This is a genomic window from Mycobacterium sp. EPa45 (assembly GCF_001021385.1).
Taxonomy (GTDB): Bacteria; Actinomycetota; Actinomycetes; order Mycobacteriales; family Mycobacteriaceae; genus Mycobacterium.
On record NZ_CP011773.1, the window covers coordinates 304441 to 318591 of the forward strand.

A 14151-nucleotide genomic window follows, 5' to 3' on the forward strand; every position below is an offset into this window, starting at 1 on the left:
ATGGCCGTCGCCTCGCCCGTATCGGAACGCTCGACCGTCGTCGCGCTGCTGCTGCTGACGTTCGCCACCGGTCTGGTCGACGCGATCAGCGTGTTAATGCTCGGGCACGTCTTCGTCGCGAACATGACCGGCAATGTGATCTTCCTGGGCTTCTGGTTCGTGCCGCATTCCGGGGTGGACATGACCGCCGCAGTGGTCGCCTTCGGCTTCTTCCTCAGCGGGACGGTCATCGGCGGGCGGTTCGCCCGCCACCTCGACCACGAGGTGGCGGTCCGGGTGTGGCTCACCGCCGCGCTGGGCGCCGAGGTGGTGCTGCTGGTGGTGCTGGCCGTGCTCGCCGGCACCGGTGTCCTTCAGTACCACGACGACGGCAAGCTGATCCTGATCGCCGGGCTGGCGGTGGCGTTCGGTTTTCAGAACGCCGCGGCCCGTCAGTTCGGCATCCAGGAACTCAGCACCACGGTGTTGACCACGACGCTGGTGGGGATCGGGTTCGACAGCCGGCTCGCGGGCGGGACCGGACAGCGGGAAAAGCTGCGCTACAGCGTGGTTTTGACGATGCTCGCCGGCGCGACGGTCGGGGCGACGATGTCGCGCTTCATGGTGGCCCCGGTGATCGCACTGGCTGCGGCTGTGGTGGCCGCCAGCCTGGCGGTCTTCCGGTACGGCCCGCAACCCGTGACGGCGCCGGATTCGGATCACTAGAGTCGCGCGTATGCCTACTGTCCTGGTCACCGGCGCAGCCCGGGGAATCGGCAGATCGATCGTGAATCACCTGGCCGCTGCCGGCTGGGATGTCGTCGGCGGGGTTCGCTCGGCCGCTGACGCCGACGCGTTGTCGGAACTGCCGAGAGTCAGCGCCGTCATGCTGGACGTCACCGACGAGGCGCAGGTTGCCGCCCTTCCCGACGCGTTGCCCGACCGACTCGACGCGGTGGTCAACAATGCCGGGATCGCCGTCAGCGGCCCGCTGGAAGGCCTCACACCGGCTGAGATTCGGCAGCAGCTGGAAGTCAATGTCGTCGGCCAACTCGCCGTCACCCAGGCGGTGCTTCCGCTGCTGCGCGAGTCGCGCGGTCGGGTCGTGTTCATTTCCAGTGTGAACGGCCAGCTTTCGGCACCGATGATGGGTGCCTACAGTGCGTCGAAGTTCGCGCTCGAGGCGGCGGCCGACGCGTTGCGAGTCGAATTGCGGCCCTGGCACATCGCGGTGAGCGTGGTCCAGCCGGCTCAGACCGACACCGACCTGTGGCGCAATGCCGACCAGAGCGTCGTCGAGATGGAAGCCGCGCTGTCACCGCGGCACCGCGCGCTCTACACCAGACACATTGCGGGTATGCGGAAAGCGATTCCGATGTCACAGCGCCTCGCGGTGGATCCGGAGAAGGTGGCCAAGGTGGTGCTCGAGGCGCTCACCGCTCGCAGGCCGCGGGCGCGATACCCCGTGGGGCTGGCCACCACAGTGCAGATGTCTCTGATGACGAAGCTGCCCACCCGCGCGCGGGATGCGCTCCTGCGCAGGGTGTTCGGCCAGCCCTGATCGGTTCGCATGGCTGAGTTCGTCAAACGGAACACTGCTGCGCCGCCCGGCTTCTTCGCCTGTGAGGCAGCAGGTTTGAGATGGCTGGCGAGTGCGCCGGGCGGGGTGCCGTGTGCGAGGGTGCTCCGGTACGACGACACCAGCCTGACATTGGAGCGGCTGCGCTCCGCGCCGCCGAGCGAGGAGGCCGCCGAAACCTTCGGGCGGCGGCTGGCGATCACGCACGACGCCGGGGCAGCGGGCTTCGGCGCCGCGCCACCGGGCTGGCACGGCGCGGGATTCTTCGGCCCCCTCGATCATCCGCTGGCGATGAGCCTGACCGTTCATCCCCGCTGGGGCGGCTTTTACGCCGACGAACGGCTGACGCCGATGCTGAAACTGGCCACCGGTATCGGCCCGGCCGGGCGCAGGTTGATCGACGGCGTCGTAGAGCGTTGTCGGCGAGGCGATTTCGACGACGACGATGCCCCCGCCCGCCTACACGGTGACCTGTGGAGCGGAAACGTGATGTGGACCGATTCCGGTGCGGTGCTCATCGACCCCGCCGCGCACGGCGGGCATCGCGAAACCGACCTCGCGATGCTGGCGTTGTTCGGCTGCCCGCACCTGGAGTCCGTCTATGCCGGATATCAGAGCATGCACCCGCTTGGCGAGGGATGGCGCGACCGCATCCCGCTGCACCAGCTCTATCCGTTGCTGGCGCACGTCGCCCTGTTCGGCGCGGGCTATGCCGCCCAGACGGTGCGTGCTGCGCGAACGGCCATGGAAATCAGTTGAATCCGAGCCAGGCGGGAAGCGCACGCTCACGGGAGTCGCACAGCACAGCCATCGTGTCGCAGGAACCCCTCGGCACACCGGCGCCCGCCCACATCCCGCCGGTGTCGCGCCGAAGCACGATCGCCGACGAGCCGCCGCCGTCGAGCAGGATCGCCGTGTCGCTGCCCAGGCCGCGGAACAGATCCTGGATCTGATCCGGGGTGTAGCTGCCACCTTGGAAGACATACATCTCGTCCTTGTCCCTGGCATAGGCCAGGGCGGTGCGTGCTGCGCTCGGTCCGCCGTCGTTCATCTGCCCGGTGTCGCCCGGCGCCAGTAGCCCCAGCCCGCTGACCGCCACGAACCGGGTGCCCTTGTCGAGCAGCCCCTGGATCACCGGGGTCGCGGCGTCGTAGTCGTCCGGCGACTTCGGTGCCACGACGAACGGCGCGCCGGCGACGGGCAGGATCATCGTGCTCAACGCGGTCCACACCTCGTCGCCGCCGGACAGTGCCTGCTTGCCGGCGTAGGCGATGGTCCCGGTCACCGCCGCGTTGGCCCTGCCCTGTCCCTGCGTGCTGTCGACGTAGGCGCCCAGCGGCGAACTGCAGCCCGTCGATTTCCACGAACCGGCTTGCTGCCCACGGACATCGAAGAAGTTGGCGTTGACCGCGATTGTCGGCTGCCCGAGTGCCTGCCACGCCTGCAGCGGGGTGTAGGTCTCCGACGCCTGCACCAGACCCTCACGGGTGCGCGTGCCGGGCGTCCGTTCGCACCGGGCCTGATAGCCGCTGTGGCTGTCGACCAGGAGTCGGGGGGTCAACCGGCTGGATGCGGCCTTGATGATCATCAGGTGGCCGCCGTTGGTCAGCTCGTACCAGTTGCCACCGGCGCTGAGCATCGGTGCGGGAAAGCCGCTTCCGAAGTTGTAAACCAGGTAGCTGCCGCGCGTGGTGGCGATCGCCTGGGCCAGTTGCGCGCGGCCGTCGGCGGACGCGACGGGCATGCCGGTGGTGGCCGCCAGTGTCAGGCAGCTCACCGCGGCCATGCTGGCCGCGGCCAGGCGGCGCAACGCTGCGGCGATGGTTGGCACTGTTGCCCTCTCATGATGTCGATGCACTACGGCACGGTCATCTCTATTCTCAGCAGCCACACAGTCAACTTTGGTAACGGTCGCACGACGGTTGCGCACCGGCGCCGTCACGACCAGCCACGATGATTTTCCGGAGAGCAGATTTTGTCAGCGAATGGTTATCCGCGCTGTGAGTGGGGAATCACTGCTTGGCGCGGTGCCCGCCTGGGCCCGCCGGAACATGAGGAGCAGCAATGATCGGAACGATTATCGGAGCCATCGTCGTCGGCCTGATTGTCGGCGCGCTGGCGCGACTGGTTATGCCCGGTAAGCAGAACATCGGCGTCATCATGACGATCCTGCTCGGTGCCGTCGGGTCCTTCCTGGGATCGTGGATCGCCTACCAGGTTGGCTATTCCAACTCCAACGGTGGCTTCGCGATCATCCCGTTCTTGGTCGGTATCGTCGTCGCCGCAGTGCTGATCGCCATCTACGTTGCGATCACCGGACGCAGCAACCGAGTCCACCACTAGAACCGTCAGCGGCCCGGCGGCGCAAGGCGATACACCGCACCGGCATAGTCGTCGGTGATGTACACCGCGCCGTCCGGGCCCGCTACGGCCGCGACGGGACGCCCCCAGCGCGAACCATCCTGGTCCTGGAATCCTCCGACCAAGGTCCGCTGCGGGCCCAGAGTTGAAGCCAACGACCCTGCGTCCCAAGCGAAGAACGAAACCTCCGGCGCTCTTGCCGGGGTGCGGTTCCATGAGCCGTGTACCCCGGCCAGGGCGCCGGAGTCGTATGGTGGGGGCAGCGCGCCGGTGGTGAAGCTCAACCCCAGCGGCGCCGAATGCGCCCCGAGCGTCTGCTCGACCGGCGGCAGCGCCGCGCAGTCGAGCTTGCTGCCGTCGGCATTGGTCTGGACATCGCGCACGAACGCCGGTCCGTCGCCGACGTCGGGATTGCAGTAGGGCCAACCGAGTTCGCGCCCCGGTGTCAACCGGGCGACCGACTCGGGTGGGTTGTCGTTGACGTAGTCGGTGATCCTCCCGTACGACGGCCCGGGCCGCGGGTCGGGGACTTGGTCGCGGTTGTTGACCGCCGTCCACACTGCGCCGTCGGGAGCGACGGCCAGTCCGGTGCCGTTGCGGACACCGGTGGCGAAGGGGCGCGCCGGACCACCCTCGGGCGGAATCCGCATGATGGTGGCGCGGGGCGGTTCGGCCGTCCTGTCGTCGGCGGTGATGTTGCCGGTGGAGCCGATCGAGAAGTAGACGGCGCCGTCCCGGCCGACGGCGACGCTCTTGAGGGCATGCGCGTACGCGCCCCCGAGTTCAGGACTGCGATCGTCGGGCAGCCCCCCGGCGACGACCCGGCGGCCATCGGCCACCGACCCGCGATAGTCGAATGCATCGACCTCATCGCTTTCGGCGACATAGAGCGTGCCGCCGTCGAAGGCGAGGCCATGTGGCTGATCCAGCCCGTCGAGCAACACCGATTGTTGCGGTCGAGGTCGGGCGGGGACCAGTCGCAGCACCCGGCCCGCGGCCGGCACCGAGACCAGCAACGCCCCATCCGGCGCCCACGCCGCCAGCCTCGCCTTAGGGACGCGGGCCCAGACCGCCATGGTCCAGCCCGGTGGTACGAGGGCCCGGCGGGGCATGTCGAACGGCGTGCCGCCGAGTTCGGCCGGCACCGCGACGGGGACCGGCGCCAGGCCGGCCGGCGCCGATGCCGGGGGAGCCGGCGGCGCGGGATGCCCACACGCCGCCGTCAGCACCGTGACAGCGGCGCAGGCGGCCTTAGCCCGCCAGCCCGGCATGCATCTCCCATACGAGGATCTCCGAGGGCGAGGTGGCGGTCACCTTCTGACCGCCGGCGGCGGTGAACCGCACTGCGTCGCCCGCGGAGAGCGTGCCCGCGCCCTCGAGCGTCACCTCGCCGCGCGGAACGAACAGGTGCAGATAGGGCGCCTCGGGCAGCTCGACGGCCTCACCGGCCTGCAGCCGGGCGCCATGCAGTGCCGCAAACCGGTTGCGGATCGCGATCGCGGTCTGGTCTTTGTGCTCGGGCATGCCGGAGGCGATCGTCACCAGTCCGCCGCGCAGCAGCTCGTCGTCGATCTCCAGCTGCTGGTAGCCCGGGTCGATACCGGATTCGTCAGGGACCACCCACATCTGGACGAAATGCACTGGCTCACTGTGTGTTTCGTTGCCGGTCAGGGTCCACGAGTCGTTCTTCTCGGAGTGCAGGATGCCGCGGCCTGCCGACATCCGCTGGGCCAGTCCGGGGTAGATCACGCCGGAGTTGCCGGTGGAGTCCTGGTGGACCAGCGATCCCTGCAGCACCCAGGTGACGATCTCCATATCGCGGTGCGGGTGGGTGTCGAACCCCGTGCCGGGTTTGACGATGTCGTCGTTGTTCACCAGCAGCAGGCCGTGGTGGGTGTTGTCGGGCTCGTAGTGGTGGCCGAACGAAAACGAGTGCTTGGAATCAAGCCAGTCGATCTTCGTCGCGGCCCGGTCGGCGGCACGTCTGATGTCGACGGTTGCGGCCATGTCATCACCCCTTGGGATCCTTGCCAGCCTAGGTGGCCGACTTGCCAGCGACAACATGTATGACGTGTCATATATTCCGCTATGGTGGAGCGGTGGCCCAGCGCTGGTTGACCGACGACCAACAGCGAATCTGGCGCAACTACCTGGCGTTGAGCGGTCGGCTGCAGGCCGCGATGAACCGCCGGCTGCAGGCGCGGTGCGGGCTGTCTCTTGCCGATTACGAGGTGCTGGTAGCGCTTTCAGAACGGGGTCCCACTCGAGTGCTCGAACTGGCCGCCGCACTGGGGTGGGAGCAGAGCAGGCTTTCTCATCAGCTGACCCGGATGCGCGGTCGCGGCCTGCTGCTGCGCCACGGCAGCGAGAACGACCGGCGGGGCGCCACCGTCGAGATCACCGCCGCCGGGAGCGACGCGCTGCGCACGGCGGCACCCGACCACGTCGCGCTGGTGCGTTCGGTGTTGTTCGACGGGGTGACGGCGACGCAGTTGCGCGACTTCGACGCGGTGATCACCATGGCGTTGAACCGGCTGGCTGAATAACGCAATCCGCCGCCACAGCACGGGCCGTGGCGGCGGATTGTTGGTGTATTGCGTCGATTCAGAACTGAGAGCGAACTTTTCGAAAGATCTTCACTCTGAGTTCTATCTCGACATCAACCAGCTGGATCAGCCGGCCATGAACGCCTCATAGGCCGACGCCAGATTCGGCGGGAGCACGGTGACGCTGCATGCGCGCTGGGTGTCACCGATCGGTGCCAGGATTCCACGCAGTTCGTAGTACTCACCGGGGTTGGCGGTGAAGTAGCCCCGCACATTGGATTCGGCCTGCGGACGCGGCTGGCCGTAGGCCGCCGTCAAGACCTGCTTGGCGCCGGGATGGCCGTCCAGGTACTGGTTGGCCGAACCGGTCACCGAGCTGACGGTGTTGGCAACTCCGGCGCTGCTGCAATCCGGGGCTGCCGAGGCCATCGGCGCGGCCAGTGTGGCCACCGCCATGCCTCCCATGAGCACGCCGGCACCCACGGCCGCGACCCCCTTACTCGACGCGATACCGCTGAACTTCATGATCACTTCTCTTTCCGAGTCTTGGTGATGATTCCCCCGTCCTGAAACCCAAAGTACCCATGAGGTTTGCCGGCAAACCCGGATGCCGCACGCAAGGTTGGACGAAAAACGAAGTGTTACAGCACAATCCGGTGAGATGGCTCTCAATCGGGCCGCTATGACCCCGTCGGCGCCAAGGGCGTCCTGAGAACCCTTAAACACCACGGCGGTCTCTTAACTGATCGTGATAATCGGTGTTATGGAACTGTGACGCCCGCAAATCAGTGCTGTGCCCTGGCGAATCATGAAGGCAATTGACGGGTTTGGAAATTGTCGGCGGTTTTCAGCATTTACCTGGTCGAGGCGTCGCGCACTGTGAGATGGATTGCAGAACGACTCTCGGCACGAAAGAAAACGCATACCGATCGCCGGGATCGGGTAGATGGCACTACGAGGTGCTAACCCCGCGCCGACCCGAAATCCGTCAACGCACGAGGGGAAAACCCATGACTACACCCGACACCACTACTCTGCTCGCGCAGCTGCGAGCGCTTCTCGACCTGACCAATACCGAGGTCCAGATCGCCGAGACCCGCGTGGCGCAGGCTCGCACCGACGCGGTGCGTACCGAGCTCACCCAGAACGCCGCCAACGGTCGCCAGCGCGCCGTGGCCATCGAGAATGCAATCCGCGACCTCGGGGGTTTCCCGGACGTCATCGGCCCGTTCTTCGGCCGTGCCGCCGCTGCCGTCAAGGCTCTCACCGAGCAGGCGCAGCCGTTCGACGAGGCACTGCTGGGGGACCTGGCTCTCGAGGGCCAGCTGCTCGACCGTGCCCGTTACGTCAAGGCGCTGGCCGTTTCCGCGCGTCAGCCGGAGATCGAGAGCTTGGCCAACCGCCTGATCACGGCGCACTCGGCGACCGTCGACTGGCTGACCACTGTGCTGGCCGAGGACGCGCTCGGCGGCCCGGCCGCTCTGCGGCGCACGCCGCTGCAGATCCTCACCGGTCTGACCGTTCGCGTGGCCAATTGGCCGGTGATCTCCTCGGTCCGCGGCATCGACCGCGCGCTGGAGGCCCTGCGTAACACCCGGCCTGCGGTGGATCAGCTGGTCAACCGCGGTGCCCATGCCGGTGAGGTGGCCGTCAAGGCCGCTGCCGGCGCGCGGGACGCGGCCCTGGAGACCGCTGAGAAGGTGGCCCGTCGCGAGGGCGCGGACGGCGCCGCCGACGCGATCCACTCGCTGCGTAGCTCCACCGGCATCCTGACGTCGGAGGAACTGCCCATCGCCGGTTATGACGAGCTGAATCTCAACGAGGCCGTTGCCGCGGTGAAGGAACTCGACGATCCGGCCGACATCCGGTCGATCATCGCCTACGAAGAGGCCAACAAGAATCGCCAGCGGCTGGTGTCCGCCGCCCAGACCCGGGTGGCCGCCATCGCGCAGGAGATCGTCGGTATCGACTGATGTGACGGAGCCGCGCGCCGTACCCGATGATGGTGAGGTGTCCGAACACCGGAACCGCAAAGTGGCCATCATCGGGGCCGGTAGCGTCGGCACCGCTATCGCCTACGCCTGCCTGATCCGCGGATCGGCAGGCGTTTTGGCGCTCTACGACAGCAACCTGAAGAAGGTGCGGGCCGAGGTGCTCGACCTCAACCACGGCAGTCAGTTCGTGCCGCACTGCACAGTGATCGGTTCCGACCAGATCGATGTCACCGCCGGTTCGGCGGTCGTCGTGGTCACCGCCGGCGCCAAACAACATCCCGGGCAGAGCCGGCTGGAGTTGGCCGCTACGAATGTGGCCATGGCGCAGGAACTCACGCCGCAACTCCTGGAACTGTCCCCGCACGCGGTGATCGTGTTCGTCACCAACCCCGTCGACGTCGTCACCTACGCCGCCGCCCAGTCCGTCGACGCACCGTCCGGGCACATCTTCGGATCGGGAACGGTATTGGACAGCAGCCGGTTTCGTTATCTGATCGCCCAGCGCGCGGAGCTTGCCGTCGGCAATGTGCACGGCTTGATCGTCGGAGAGCACGGCGACTCCGAAATGTCGCTGTGGTCGAGTGTCTCGGTCGGCGGTGTGCCGGCCGGGCACTTCCGCCGTGACGGTTCGGCCGTCTTCGACGAGGCCACTCAGGCGGCCATCTCGGCCGCGGTGGTCAACGCCGCCTACGAAATCATCGAGGGCAAGGGTGCAACGAATCTCGCGATCGGCCTGTCCACGGCGCGGATCGTCGAAGCGGTGCTCGGTGACCAGCATCGGGTGCTGCCGATCTCGACAGTCCAACAGGGCGCATACGAAATCACCGATGTGGCACTGTCATTGCCGACCGTCGTGTCTGCCGCCGGCGCAGGCGAGGTGCTGCAGGTTCCGCTCGCGGTGCCCGAACTCCTCGGCTTGCAGGCGTCGGCATCAACGCTGCGCCAAGCCCAGCGGTCACTCGGGCTGTAGCGGCTACGGTGAAGTCATGACAGCCAACTTCAACGAGATGAACCAGAAGGTCATCGACGAGTTCCGGGCCAACGGAGGCAAGGCCGGCGGCATGTTCGAAGGCAAGCCGCTGGTACTGGTGCACCACTTCGGAGCAAAGTCGGGAACCGAACGGATCACGCCGCTGGTGCCGTACCTGGAGGACGGCCGGATCTTCATCTTCGCCAGCAAGGCCGGCGCGGATACCAACCCGGATTGGTTCCACAACCTTCTCGCCCACCCCGAGACGACCGTCGAGTTGGGAACCGAGACCATGCCCGTCACCGCGCGGGTGCTGGACGGAGCCGAACGCGACGAGATCTACGCCAAGCAGGTCGCCGCGCAACCCCAGTTCGGGGACTACCAGAAGAGCACGTCGCGGATCATCCCGGTGGTCGAGCTGCAGCGGTCTTCGGGCTAAAGCACCTCGGGCAGGCCGAATTTCGCGAACACGCTGGTGTCCAGGAATGCCACCACGTGCGAGATTCCGTCGGCGCGCAGGTCCAGGACGTGCAGCTGGAACGGCACATGCCGGCCGCCGGTTTCAGGCAGGCGCATGTACATCGCCGCGGCCGGCTGGCCGTTGGCGGTCAGCGGCAGTAGCCGCATATCGCCGGCGTGATTGGCCGGGCAGTTCTGGTGGATCAGTGCACCTATGTTCGGGCCGCCCTGATACCAGCCGTCGAACGGCGGCATCTCCCAAATCGCCTCGGCGGTGAACATTTCCACCAGCCGATCGATGTCGTAGTCCTCGAACGCCGAGATGTAGCGGGCAAGCAGTTCGCGCGCCTCATCCGAATCCGGCGGCGTGAGTTCGTCGTCCTGGCTTGGGCCGACGGCCTCGAGCTGGGCGCGGGCCCGCTGCAACAGGCTGTTGACGGCGGCGACGGAGGTGTCGATGGCCTCGGCCACCTCGGCAGCCCGCCATTGCAGCACATCCCGCAGAAGTAGTACCGCGCGCTGCCGGGGCGATAGATGTTGAAGTGCGGCAACGAAAGCCAGCCGGACCGACTCCCGTGACCCGACGATCACCGACGGATCGGATGCGTCGTCGGGCAACGGCTCCAGCCAGGGCACCTCGCCGCGTTCGACGAGTTCGTCGTTCGGGTGCGAGCTCGGTGCACCCAGTCCCGTCGGCAGTGGCCGGCGCTGCCTACCCTCCAGCGCGGTCAGCGAGGTATTGGTGGCGATGCGGTGCAGCCAGGTGCGCACGGACGACTTGCCCTCGAAGCGGTCATAGGACTTCCACGCCCGCAGGAAGGTTTCCTGAACCAGGTCTTCGGCGTCGTGTAGCGAGCCGGTCATCCGGTAGCAGTGTGCCAACAATTCGCGCCGGTACGGCTCGGCCTGCGCCAGGAAATCGCCCCGGCTGGGGTCGAGCCCGTCGTCAAGCCGCCTCGGGCTCCGCCCGTCATCCAACGTATGTGCGAGCACGCTCACAGTGCCGAGCTTACGCACGAGCACCGACAACCTGCGATGCCTAGCCCGGTTAGGCTCCCCTGATGGTCACAACACGTAACGAGCGGACCTTCGACGGAGTCGGCGGCGTCCGCATCGTCTATGACGTGTGGACACCGGACACCGAGCCGCGCGGCATCGTCGTGCTCTCCCACGGCCTCGGCGAGCACGCCCGCCGCTACGACCACGTCGTGGAACGGTTCGGCGAGGCCGGGCTGATCACCTATGCGCTCGACCACCGCGGTCACGGGCGCTCCGGCGGCAAGCGCGTCCGGGTGAAGTCGATCGACGAGTACACCGGCGACTTCGGCACTCTGGTCAAGATTGCCACGTCCGAACACCCGGGGTGCACGCGAATCGTGCTCGGCCACAGCATGGGTGGCGGCATCGTCTTCGCTTACGGCGTCGACCATCAAGACGACTTCGACCTGATGGTGCTGTCCGGGCCGGCCGTCGCCGCCCAGACGGGGGTGTCGCGGGGGAAGCTGCTGCTCGGCAAGGCCGTCGGCTCCCTGCTGCCGGACCTGCCGGTCGAGGACCTCGACTCCAACGCCGTCTCCCGCGATCCCGCGGTGGTGGCCGCCTACAACGCCGACCCGCTGGTGTGGCACGGCAAGGTTCCGGCCGGTATCGCCAAGGCGCTGGTGACGGTCGGCGAGAGCATGCCGCAGAAGGCGCGCCAGCTCACCAAGCCGCTGCTGGTGGTGCACGGCGAGGAGGACTCGCTGGTGCCCGCTTCCGGAAGCCGGCTGCTGGTGGACTGCGTGGGATCGTCCGACGTGCACCTCAAGATCTATCCCGGGCTCTACCACGAGGTGTTCAACGAGCCGGAGCGCGAGCGGGTGCTCGACGACGTGACCGCCTGGATCGAGGCCAGGCTGTGAGATGGCAGTGAGATGGCAACGTCGCCTCGCCGTGGCGGCGCTGGCGCTGGCGCTCGTCGCGGGCTGCTCGCCCCATGAATCGCCGAACACCTGGGTCGAAGACGAGGTGACATTCGACGCCGACGGGCTGACCGTGCACGGCACCTACCGTCACCAGCACGGTGACCAGCAGGGGCCAGCGGCACTGCTGATCTCGGAGAGCGGGCGCACCGACCGCAACGGCGACAACAACGTCGCCGGGCCGATCGGCAACATGCGTCAGCTCGCCGAGTACCTGTCCGACCATGGGGTGGCCTCGCTGCGCTACGACAAGGTCGGCACGGGGAAGACCGGGCTCGGTCCCTACGCCCGCCACCCGGCCGACGTGGGCAGCGCCGTCTACACCGCCGGGGCGAAGGCCGCCGTGCGTTTCCTGGCCGGCGAAGCAGGCACCGACAAGAACCGCATTTCGGTGTACGCGCTCGGCGAGGGCACCGTCCACGCGATGTCGCTGGCCGACGACACCTCCGCCGGCGCGCCCAAGATCCATTCCCTCGGTCTGCTGCAGCCGCTGGCGGGCCGTTACCTCGACCTCATCACAAACCGGGTGAGGAACGACGTGGCAGCCGCGGTCAAGGGCGGCCAGAAAACGCAGGCGCAGGCCGACCAGACGATCGCGGAGTGGAACGCCGCCGTCGCACAGGCGCGCACCACCACGACGGTGCCCGCCAAGCTGCCCGACGGGCTGAGTGCGATCCTCAACCCTGGCAACGTCAAGGCCGTCGTCGAGTCCGACGCCATCGACCCGCTGAAACTGGCGGCCGCCATTCCCGCCGGAACACCGGTGCTGGTGACGTGTTCGGACTCCGACGGCCAGGCCAACTGCGCTGACATCAAGCCACTGGTGGACGCGTTGGACCGCACGTCGTTATCGCTGGTCACGCTCAAGGGTGTCAATCACGTGCTGCGCGACGACCCGACCGACAACGTCGGCAACTACTCGAAGCCGGCGCCGCTGTCCCCGCAGCTGACCGCGGCGCTGAACGGGTTCGTCAACAGCTGACACCGTGCCGGCACACCGATGTCGTGCGGCTCGGCTAGGTTGCCAGACGTGACCGACGACAAGATGCTGGCGCGGATCGCCGCGCTGCTGCGCCAAGCCGAGGGCACCGACAACGCTCACGAGGCCGAGGCATTCATGGCCGCCGCCCAGCGGCTGGCCACGGCCACCTCGATCGATCTGGCCGTCGCACGGGCGCATTCGGCCACCCGCACCGCCGCGCAGGCGCCGACCCAGCGCACGATCACCATCGGTGAGGCCGGCGCTCGCGGGCTGCGCACCTACGTGCAGCTGTTCGCCGGCATCGCCGCGGCCAACGACGTGCAGTGCGACGTGGCCTCGAACTCGGCTTTCGTCTACGCCTACGGGTTCGCCGAAGACATCGATGCCAGCCACGCCCTCTACGCGAGCCTGGTGGTGCAGATGGTGCGCTCGTGTGACGCCTACCTCGCCACCGGTGCGCACAAGCCGACGCCGACGATCACCGCGCGGCTGAATTTCCAGCTGGCCTTCGGTGCCCGCGTCGCCCAACGTCTGGCGCAGGCGCGGGAAGAGGCCCGCCACGAGGCCACCAGGGATCGCAAGACTGCGCCCGGAACGGCAATCGCCCTGCGTAACAAGGAACTCGAACTGCGCGAACACTACCGGCAGACGTCGAAGGCGCGCGGCACCTGGCAGGCCAGTCGCGCTTCCGCGGGCTATTCGTCGGCCGCCCGGCGGGCCGGGGACCGAGCCGGCAAGCAAGCCCGGCTGGGTTCCAGCCCGGAGTTGCCGGGGGCGCGGACCCGGCTGCCGCGGTGACGGCGCGCGACGGCCAACGTTCCCGCGTCTACGCGGCCGAGGAGTTCGTCCGGATGCTCTTCGACCGTGCTGCCCAACACAGTTCACGCACCATCGAATTCTTCGGTACACAGCTCACGTTGCCGCCGGAGGGCCGGTTCGCGTCGATACCGTCGGTGCAGCGCTACGTAGACGACGTGCTCGCATTGCCCGCGGTGACCGCCCGATGGCCTGCGCCGGGACCGCTGAGCGTGCGAGCCCGCCGGGCCGCGACCGCCGCGCATTACGAAAATGTCCGCGGCACTGGGGTTATCGCTGTCCCCGACCGGCCGTCCGCGGACTGGGCCATGCGTGAGCTGGTCCTGCTCCACGAGATCGCCCACCACCTGACGCCCGAGGGACCCGCCCATGGCCCCGACTTCGTCGCGACGTTGTGCGAGCTGGCCGTCGTGGTGATGGGCCCGGAGGTCGGCCATGTGCTGCGGGTGGTCTACACCAAGGAAGGCGTGCGATAACTCACTCGAAGTTCGCACCGCGGCGGAG

Annotated in this window: 17 protein-coding genes; 12 read left to right on the forward strand and 5 right to left on the reverse strand. The window is 67.7% G+C overall.

Annotation, left to right across the window (positions count from 1 at the left end; all coding sequences use genetic code 11):
- Genes AB431_RS01490 through AB431_RS01500 form a run of 3 tightly spaced genes read left to right on the forward strand, consistent with a single transcriptional unit; the run spans position 1 to position 2317 of the window.
- Positions 1-705: a YoaK family protein gene (locus tag AB431_RS01490; protein WP_047328453.1), complete on the forward strand. Its 705-nt coding sequence runs from the start codon at positions 1-3 to the stop codon at positions 703-705.
- Positions 706-715: 10 nt separating this feature from the next.
- Positions 716-1540, forward strand: a complete 825-nt coding sequence (locus tag AB431_RS01495) for an SDR family oxidoreductase (protein ID WP_047328454.1) — start codon at positions 716-718, stop codon at positions 1538-1540.
- Between the two features lie 9 nt (positions 1541-1549).
- Positions 1550-2317, forward strand: coding sequence for a fructosamine kinase family protein (locus tag AB431_RS01500; protein ID WP_047328455.1), 768 nt, complete (start codon positions 1550-1552; stop codon positions 2315-2317).
- Here the strand turns inward: AB431_RS01500 and AB431_RS01505 are convergent.
- Positions 2310-3344 (reverse strand): phosphodiester glycosidase family protein, encoded by a 1035-nt coding sequence (locus AB431_RS01505; RefSeq protein ID WP_235435980.1) that lies wholly within the window; start codon positions 3342-3344, stop codon positions 2310-2312. The genes AB431_RS01500 and AB431_RS01505 overlap by 8 nt on opposite strands.
- Before the next feature lie 278 nt (positions 3345-3622).
- Here AB431_RS01505 and AB431_RS01510 point away from each other — a divergent pair, with 278 nt between their 5' ends.
- Complete coding sequence (locus tag AB431_RS01510) at positions 3623-3901, forward strand: GlsB/YeaQ/YmgE family stress response membrane protein (protein WP_047328457.1); 279 nt, start codon at positions 3623-3625, stop codon at positions 3899-3901.
- A gap of 5 nt (positions 3902-3906) precedes the next feature.
- On the opposite strand, the gene AB431_RS01515 is transcribed toward AB431_RS01510, so the two are convergent.
- A complete protein-coding gene (locus AB431_RS01515; protein ID WP_082135512.1) occupies positions 3907-5190 on the reverse strand; it encodes a sorbosone dehydrogenase family protein in 1284 nt (427 codons plus the stop codon).
- Positions 5171-5926, reverse strand: a complete 756-nt coding sequence (locus AB431_RS01520; protein ID WP_047328458.1) for a pirin-like bicupin family protein — start codon at positions 5924-5926, stop codon at positions 5171-5173. The genes AB431_RS01515 and AB431_RS01520 overlap by 20 nt, the downstream gene beginning before the upstream one ends.
- Before the next feature lie 59 nt (positions 5927-5985).
- Between AB431_RS01520 and AB431_RS01525 the strand changes: the two genes are divergently transcribed.
- The gene (locus AB431_RS01525; RefSeq protein WP_047328459.1) at positions 5986-6465 is read left to right on the forward strand and encodes a MarR family winged helix-turn-helix transcriptional regulator; all 480 of its coding nucleotides are present in this window, start codon (positions 5986-5988) and stop codon (positions 6463-6465) included.
- Between the two features lie 126 nt (positions 6466-6591).
- On the opposite strand, the gene AB431_RS01530 is transcribed toward AB431_RS01525, so the two are convergent.
- A complete protein-coding gene (locus AB431_RS01530; protein ID WP_047332964.1) occupies positions 6592-6990 on the reverse strand; it encodes a heme-binding protein in 399 nt (132 codons plus the stop codon).
- Positions 6991-7475: 485 nt separating this feature from the next.
- On the opposite strand from AB431_RS01530, the gene AB431_RS01535 reads away from it, so the two are divergent.
- Genes AB431_RS01535 through AB431_RS01545 form a run of 3 tightly spaced genes read left to right on the forward strand, consistent with a single transcriptional unit; the run spans position 7476 to position 9868 of the window.
- Entirely contained in the window at positions 7476-8438 is a 963-nt protein-coding gene (locus tag AB431_RS01535; protein WP_047328460.1) for a hypothetical protein, read from the forward strand.
- Between the two features lie 37 nt (positions 8439-8475).
- The gene (locus AB431_RS01540) at positions 8476-9429 is read left to right on the forward strand and encodes an L-lactate dehydrogenase (protein WP_144418155.1); all 954 of its coding nucleotides are present in this window, start codon (positions 8476-8478) and stop codon (positions 9427-9429) included.
- A 16-nt stretch (positions 9430-9445) separates the two neighbouring features.
- A complete protein-coding gene (locus AB431_RS01545) occupies positions 9446-9868 on the forward strand; it encodes a nitroreductase family deazaflavin-dependent oxidoreductase (RefSeq protein ID WP_047328462.1) in 423 nt (140 codons plus the stop codon).
- On the opposite strand, the gene AB431_RS01550 is transcribed toward AB431_RS01545, so the two are convergent.
- Entirely contained in the window at positions 9865-10866 is a 1002-nt protein-coding gene (locus AB431_RS01550) for a sigma-70 family RNA polymerase sigma factor (protein WP_235435981.1), read from the reverse strand. The two genes, AB431_RS01545 and AB431_RS01550, sit on opposite strands and share 4 nt — an antisense overlap.
- A gap of 83 nt (positions 10867-10949) precedes the next feature.
- Here AB431_RS01550 and AB431_RS01555 point away from each other — a divergent pair, with 83 nt between their 5' ends.
- The 4 genes from AB431_RS01555 to AB431_RS01570 are packed head-to-tail and all read left to right on the forward strand — an operon-like array spanning position 10950 to position 14123.
- The gene (locus AB431_RS01555) at positions 10950-11789 is read left to right on the forward strand and encodes an alpha/beta hydrolase (protein ID WP_047328464.1); all 840 of its coding nucleotides are present in this window, start codon (positions 10950-10952) and stop codon (positions 11787-11789) included.
- Position 11790: 1 nt separating this feature from the next.
- Positions 11791-12831 carry a hypothetical protein gene (locus AB431_RS01560; protein WP_047328465.1) on the forward strand — a complete coding sequence of 347 codons (1041 nt, stop codon included), beginning with the start codon at positions 11791-11793 and terminating at the stop codon, positions 12829-12831.
- Positions 12832-12879: 48 nt separating this feature from the next.
- Positions 12880-13629: a DUF2786 domain-containing protein gene (locus AB431_RS01565; protein WP_047328466.1), complete on the forward strand. Its 750-nt coding sequence runs from the start codon at positions 12880-12882 to the stop codon at positions 13627-13629.
- Entirely contained in the window at positions 13626-14123 is a 498-nt protein-coding gene (locus AB431_RS01570; RefSeq protein WP_047328467.1) for a TIGR04338 family metallohydrolase, read from the forward strand. Before AB431_RS01565 ends, AB431_RS01570 begins: the two co-directional genes overlap by 4 nt.
- The last annotated feature ends 28 nt before the right edge of the window (positions 14124-14151 follow it).

What these genes read in the sequence shown, in the direction of transcription:
- AB431_RS01530 (WP_047332964.1), bottom strand. Translation starts at nt 6,990, where the DNA reads ATGAAGTTCAGCGGTATCGCGTCGAGTAAGGGGGTCGCGGCCGTGGGT.
- AB431_RS01495 (WP_047328454.1), top strand. Translation starts at nt 716, where the DNA reads ATGCCTACTGTCCTGGTCACCGGCGCAGCCCGGGGAATCGGCAGATCG.
- AB431_RS01490 (WP_047328453.1), top strand. Translation starts at nt 1, where the DNA reads ATGGCCGTCGCCTCGCCCGTATCGGAACGCTCGACCGTCGTCGCGCTG.
- AB431_RS01560 (WP_047328465.1), top strand. Translation starts at nt 11,791, where the DNA reads ATGGCAGTGAGATGGCAACGTCGCCTCGCCGTGGCGGCGCTGGCGCTG.
- AB431_RS01555 (WP_047328464.1), top strand. Translation starts at nt 10,950, where the DNA reads ATGGTCACAACACGTAACGAGCGGACCTTCGACGGAGTCGGCGGCGTC.
- AB431_RS01535 (WP_047328460.1), top strand. Translation starts at nt 7,476, where the DNA reads ATGACTACACCCGACACCACTACTCTGCTCGCGCAGCTGCGAGCGCTT.
- AB431_RS01520 (WP_047328458.1), bottom strand. Translation starts at nt 5,926, where the DNA reads ATGGCCGCAACCGTCGACATCAGACGTGCCGCCGACCGGGCCGCGACG.
- AB431_RS01500 (WP_047328455.1), top strand. Translation starts at nt 1,550, where the DNA reads ATGGCTGAGTTCGTCAAACGGAACACTGCTGCGCCGCCCGGCTTCTTC.
- AB431_RS01545 (WP_047328462.1), top strand. Translation starts at nt 9,446, where the DNA reads ATGACAGCCAACTTCAACGAGATGAACCAGAAGGTCATCGACGAGTTC.
- AB431_RS01525 (WP_047328459.1), top strand. Translation starts at nt 5,986, where the DNA reads ATGACGTGTCATATATTCCGCTATGGTGGAGCGGTGGCCCAGCGCTGG.
- AB431_RS01510 (WP_047328457.1), top strand. Translation starts at nt 3,623, where the DNA reads ATGATCGGAACGATTATCGGAGCCATCGTCGTCGGCCTGATTGTCGGC.
- AB431_RS01505 (WP_235435980.1), bottom strand. Translation starts at nt 3,344, where the DNA reads ATGGCCGCGGTGAGCTGCCTGACACTGGCGGCCACCACCGGCATGCCC.
- AB431_RS01515 (WP_082135512.1), bottom strand. Translation starts at nt 5,190, where the DNA reads ATGCCGGGCTGGCGGGCTAAGGCCGCCTGCGCCGCTGTCACGGTGCTG.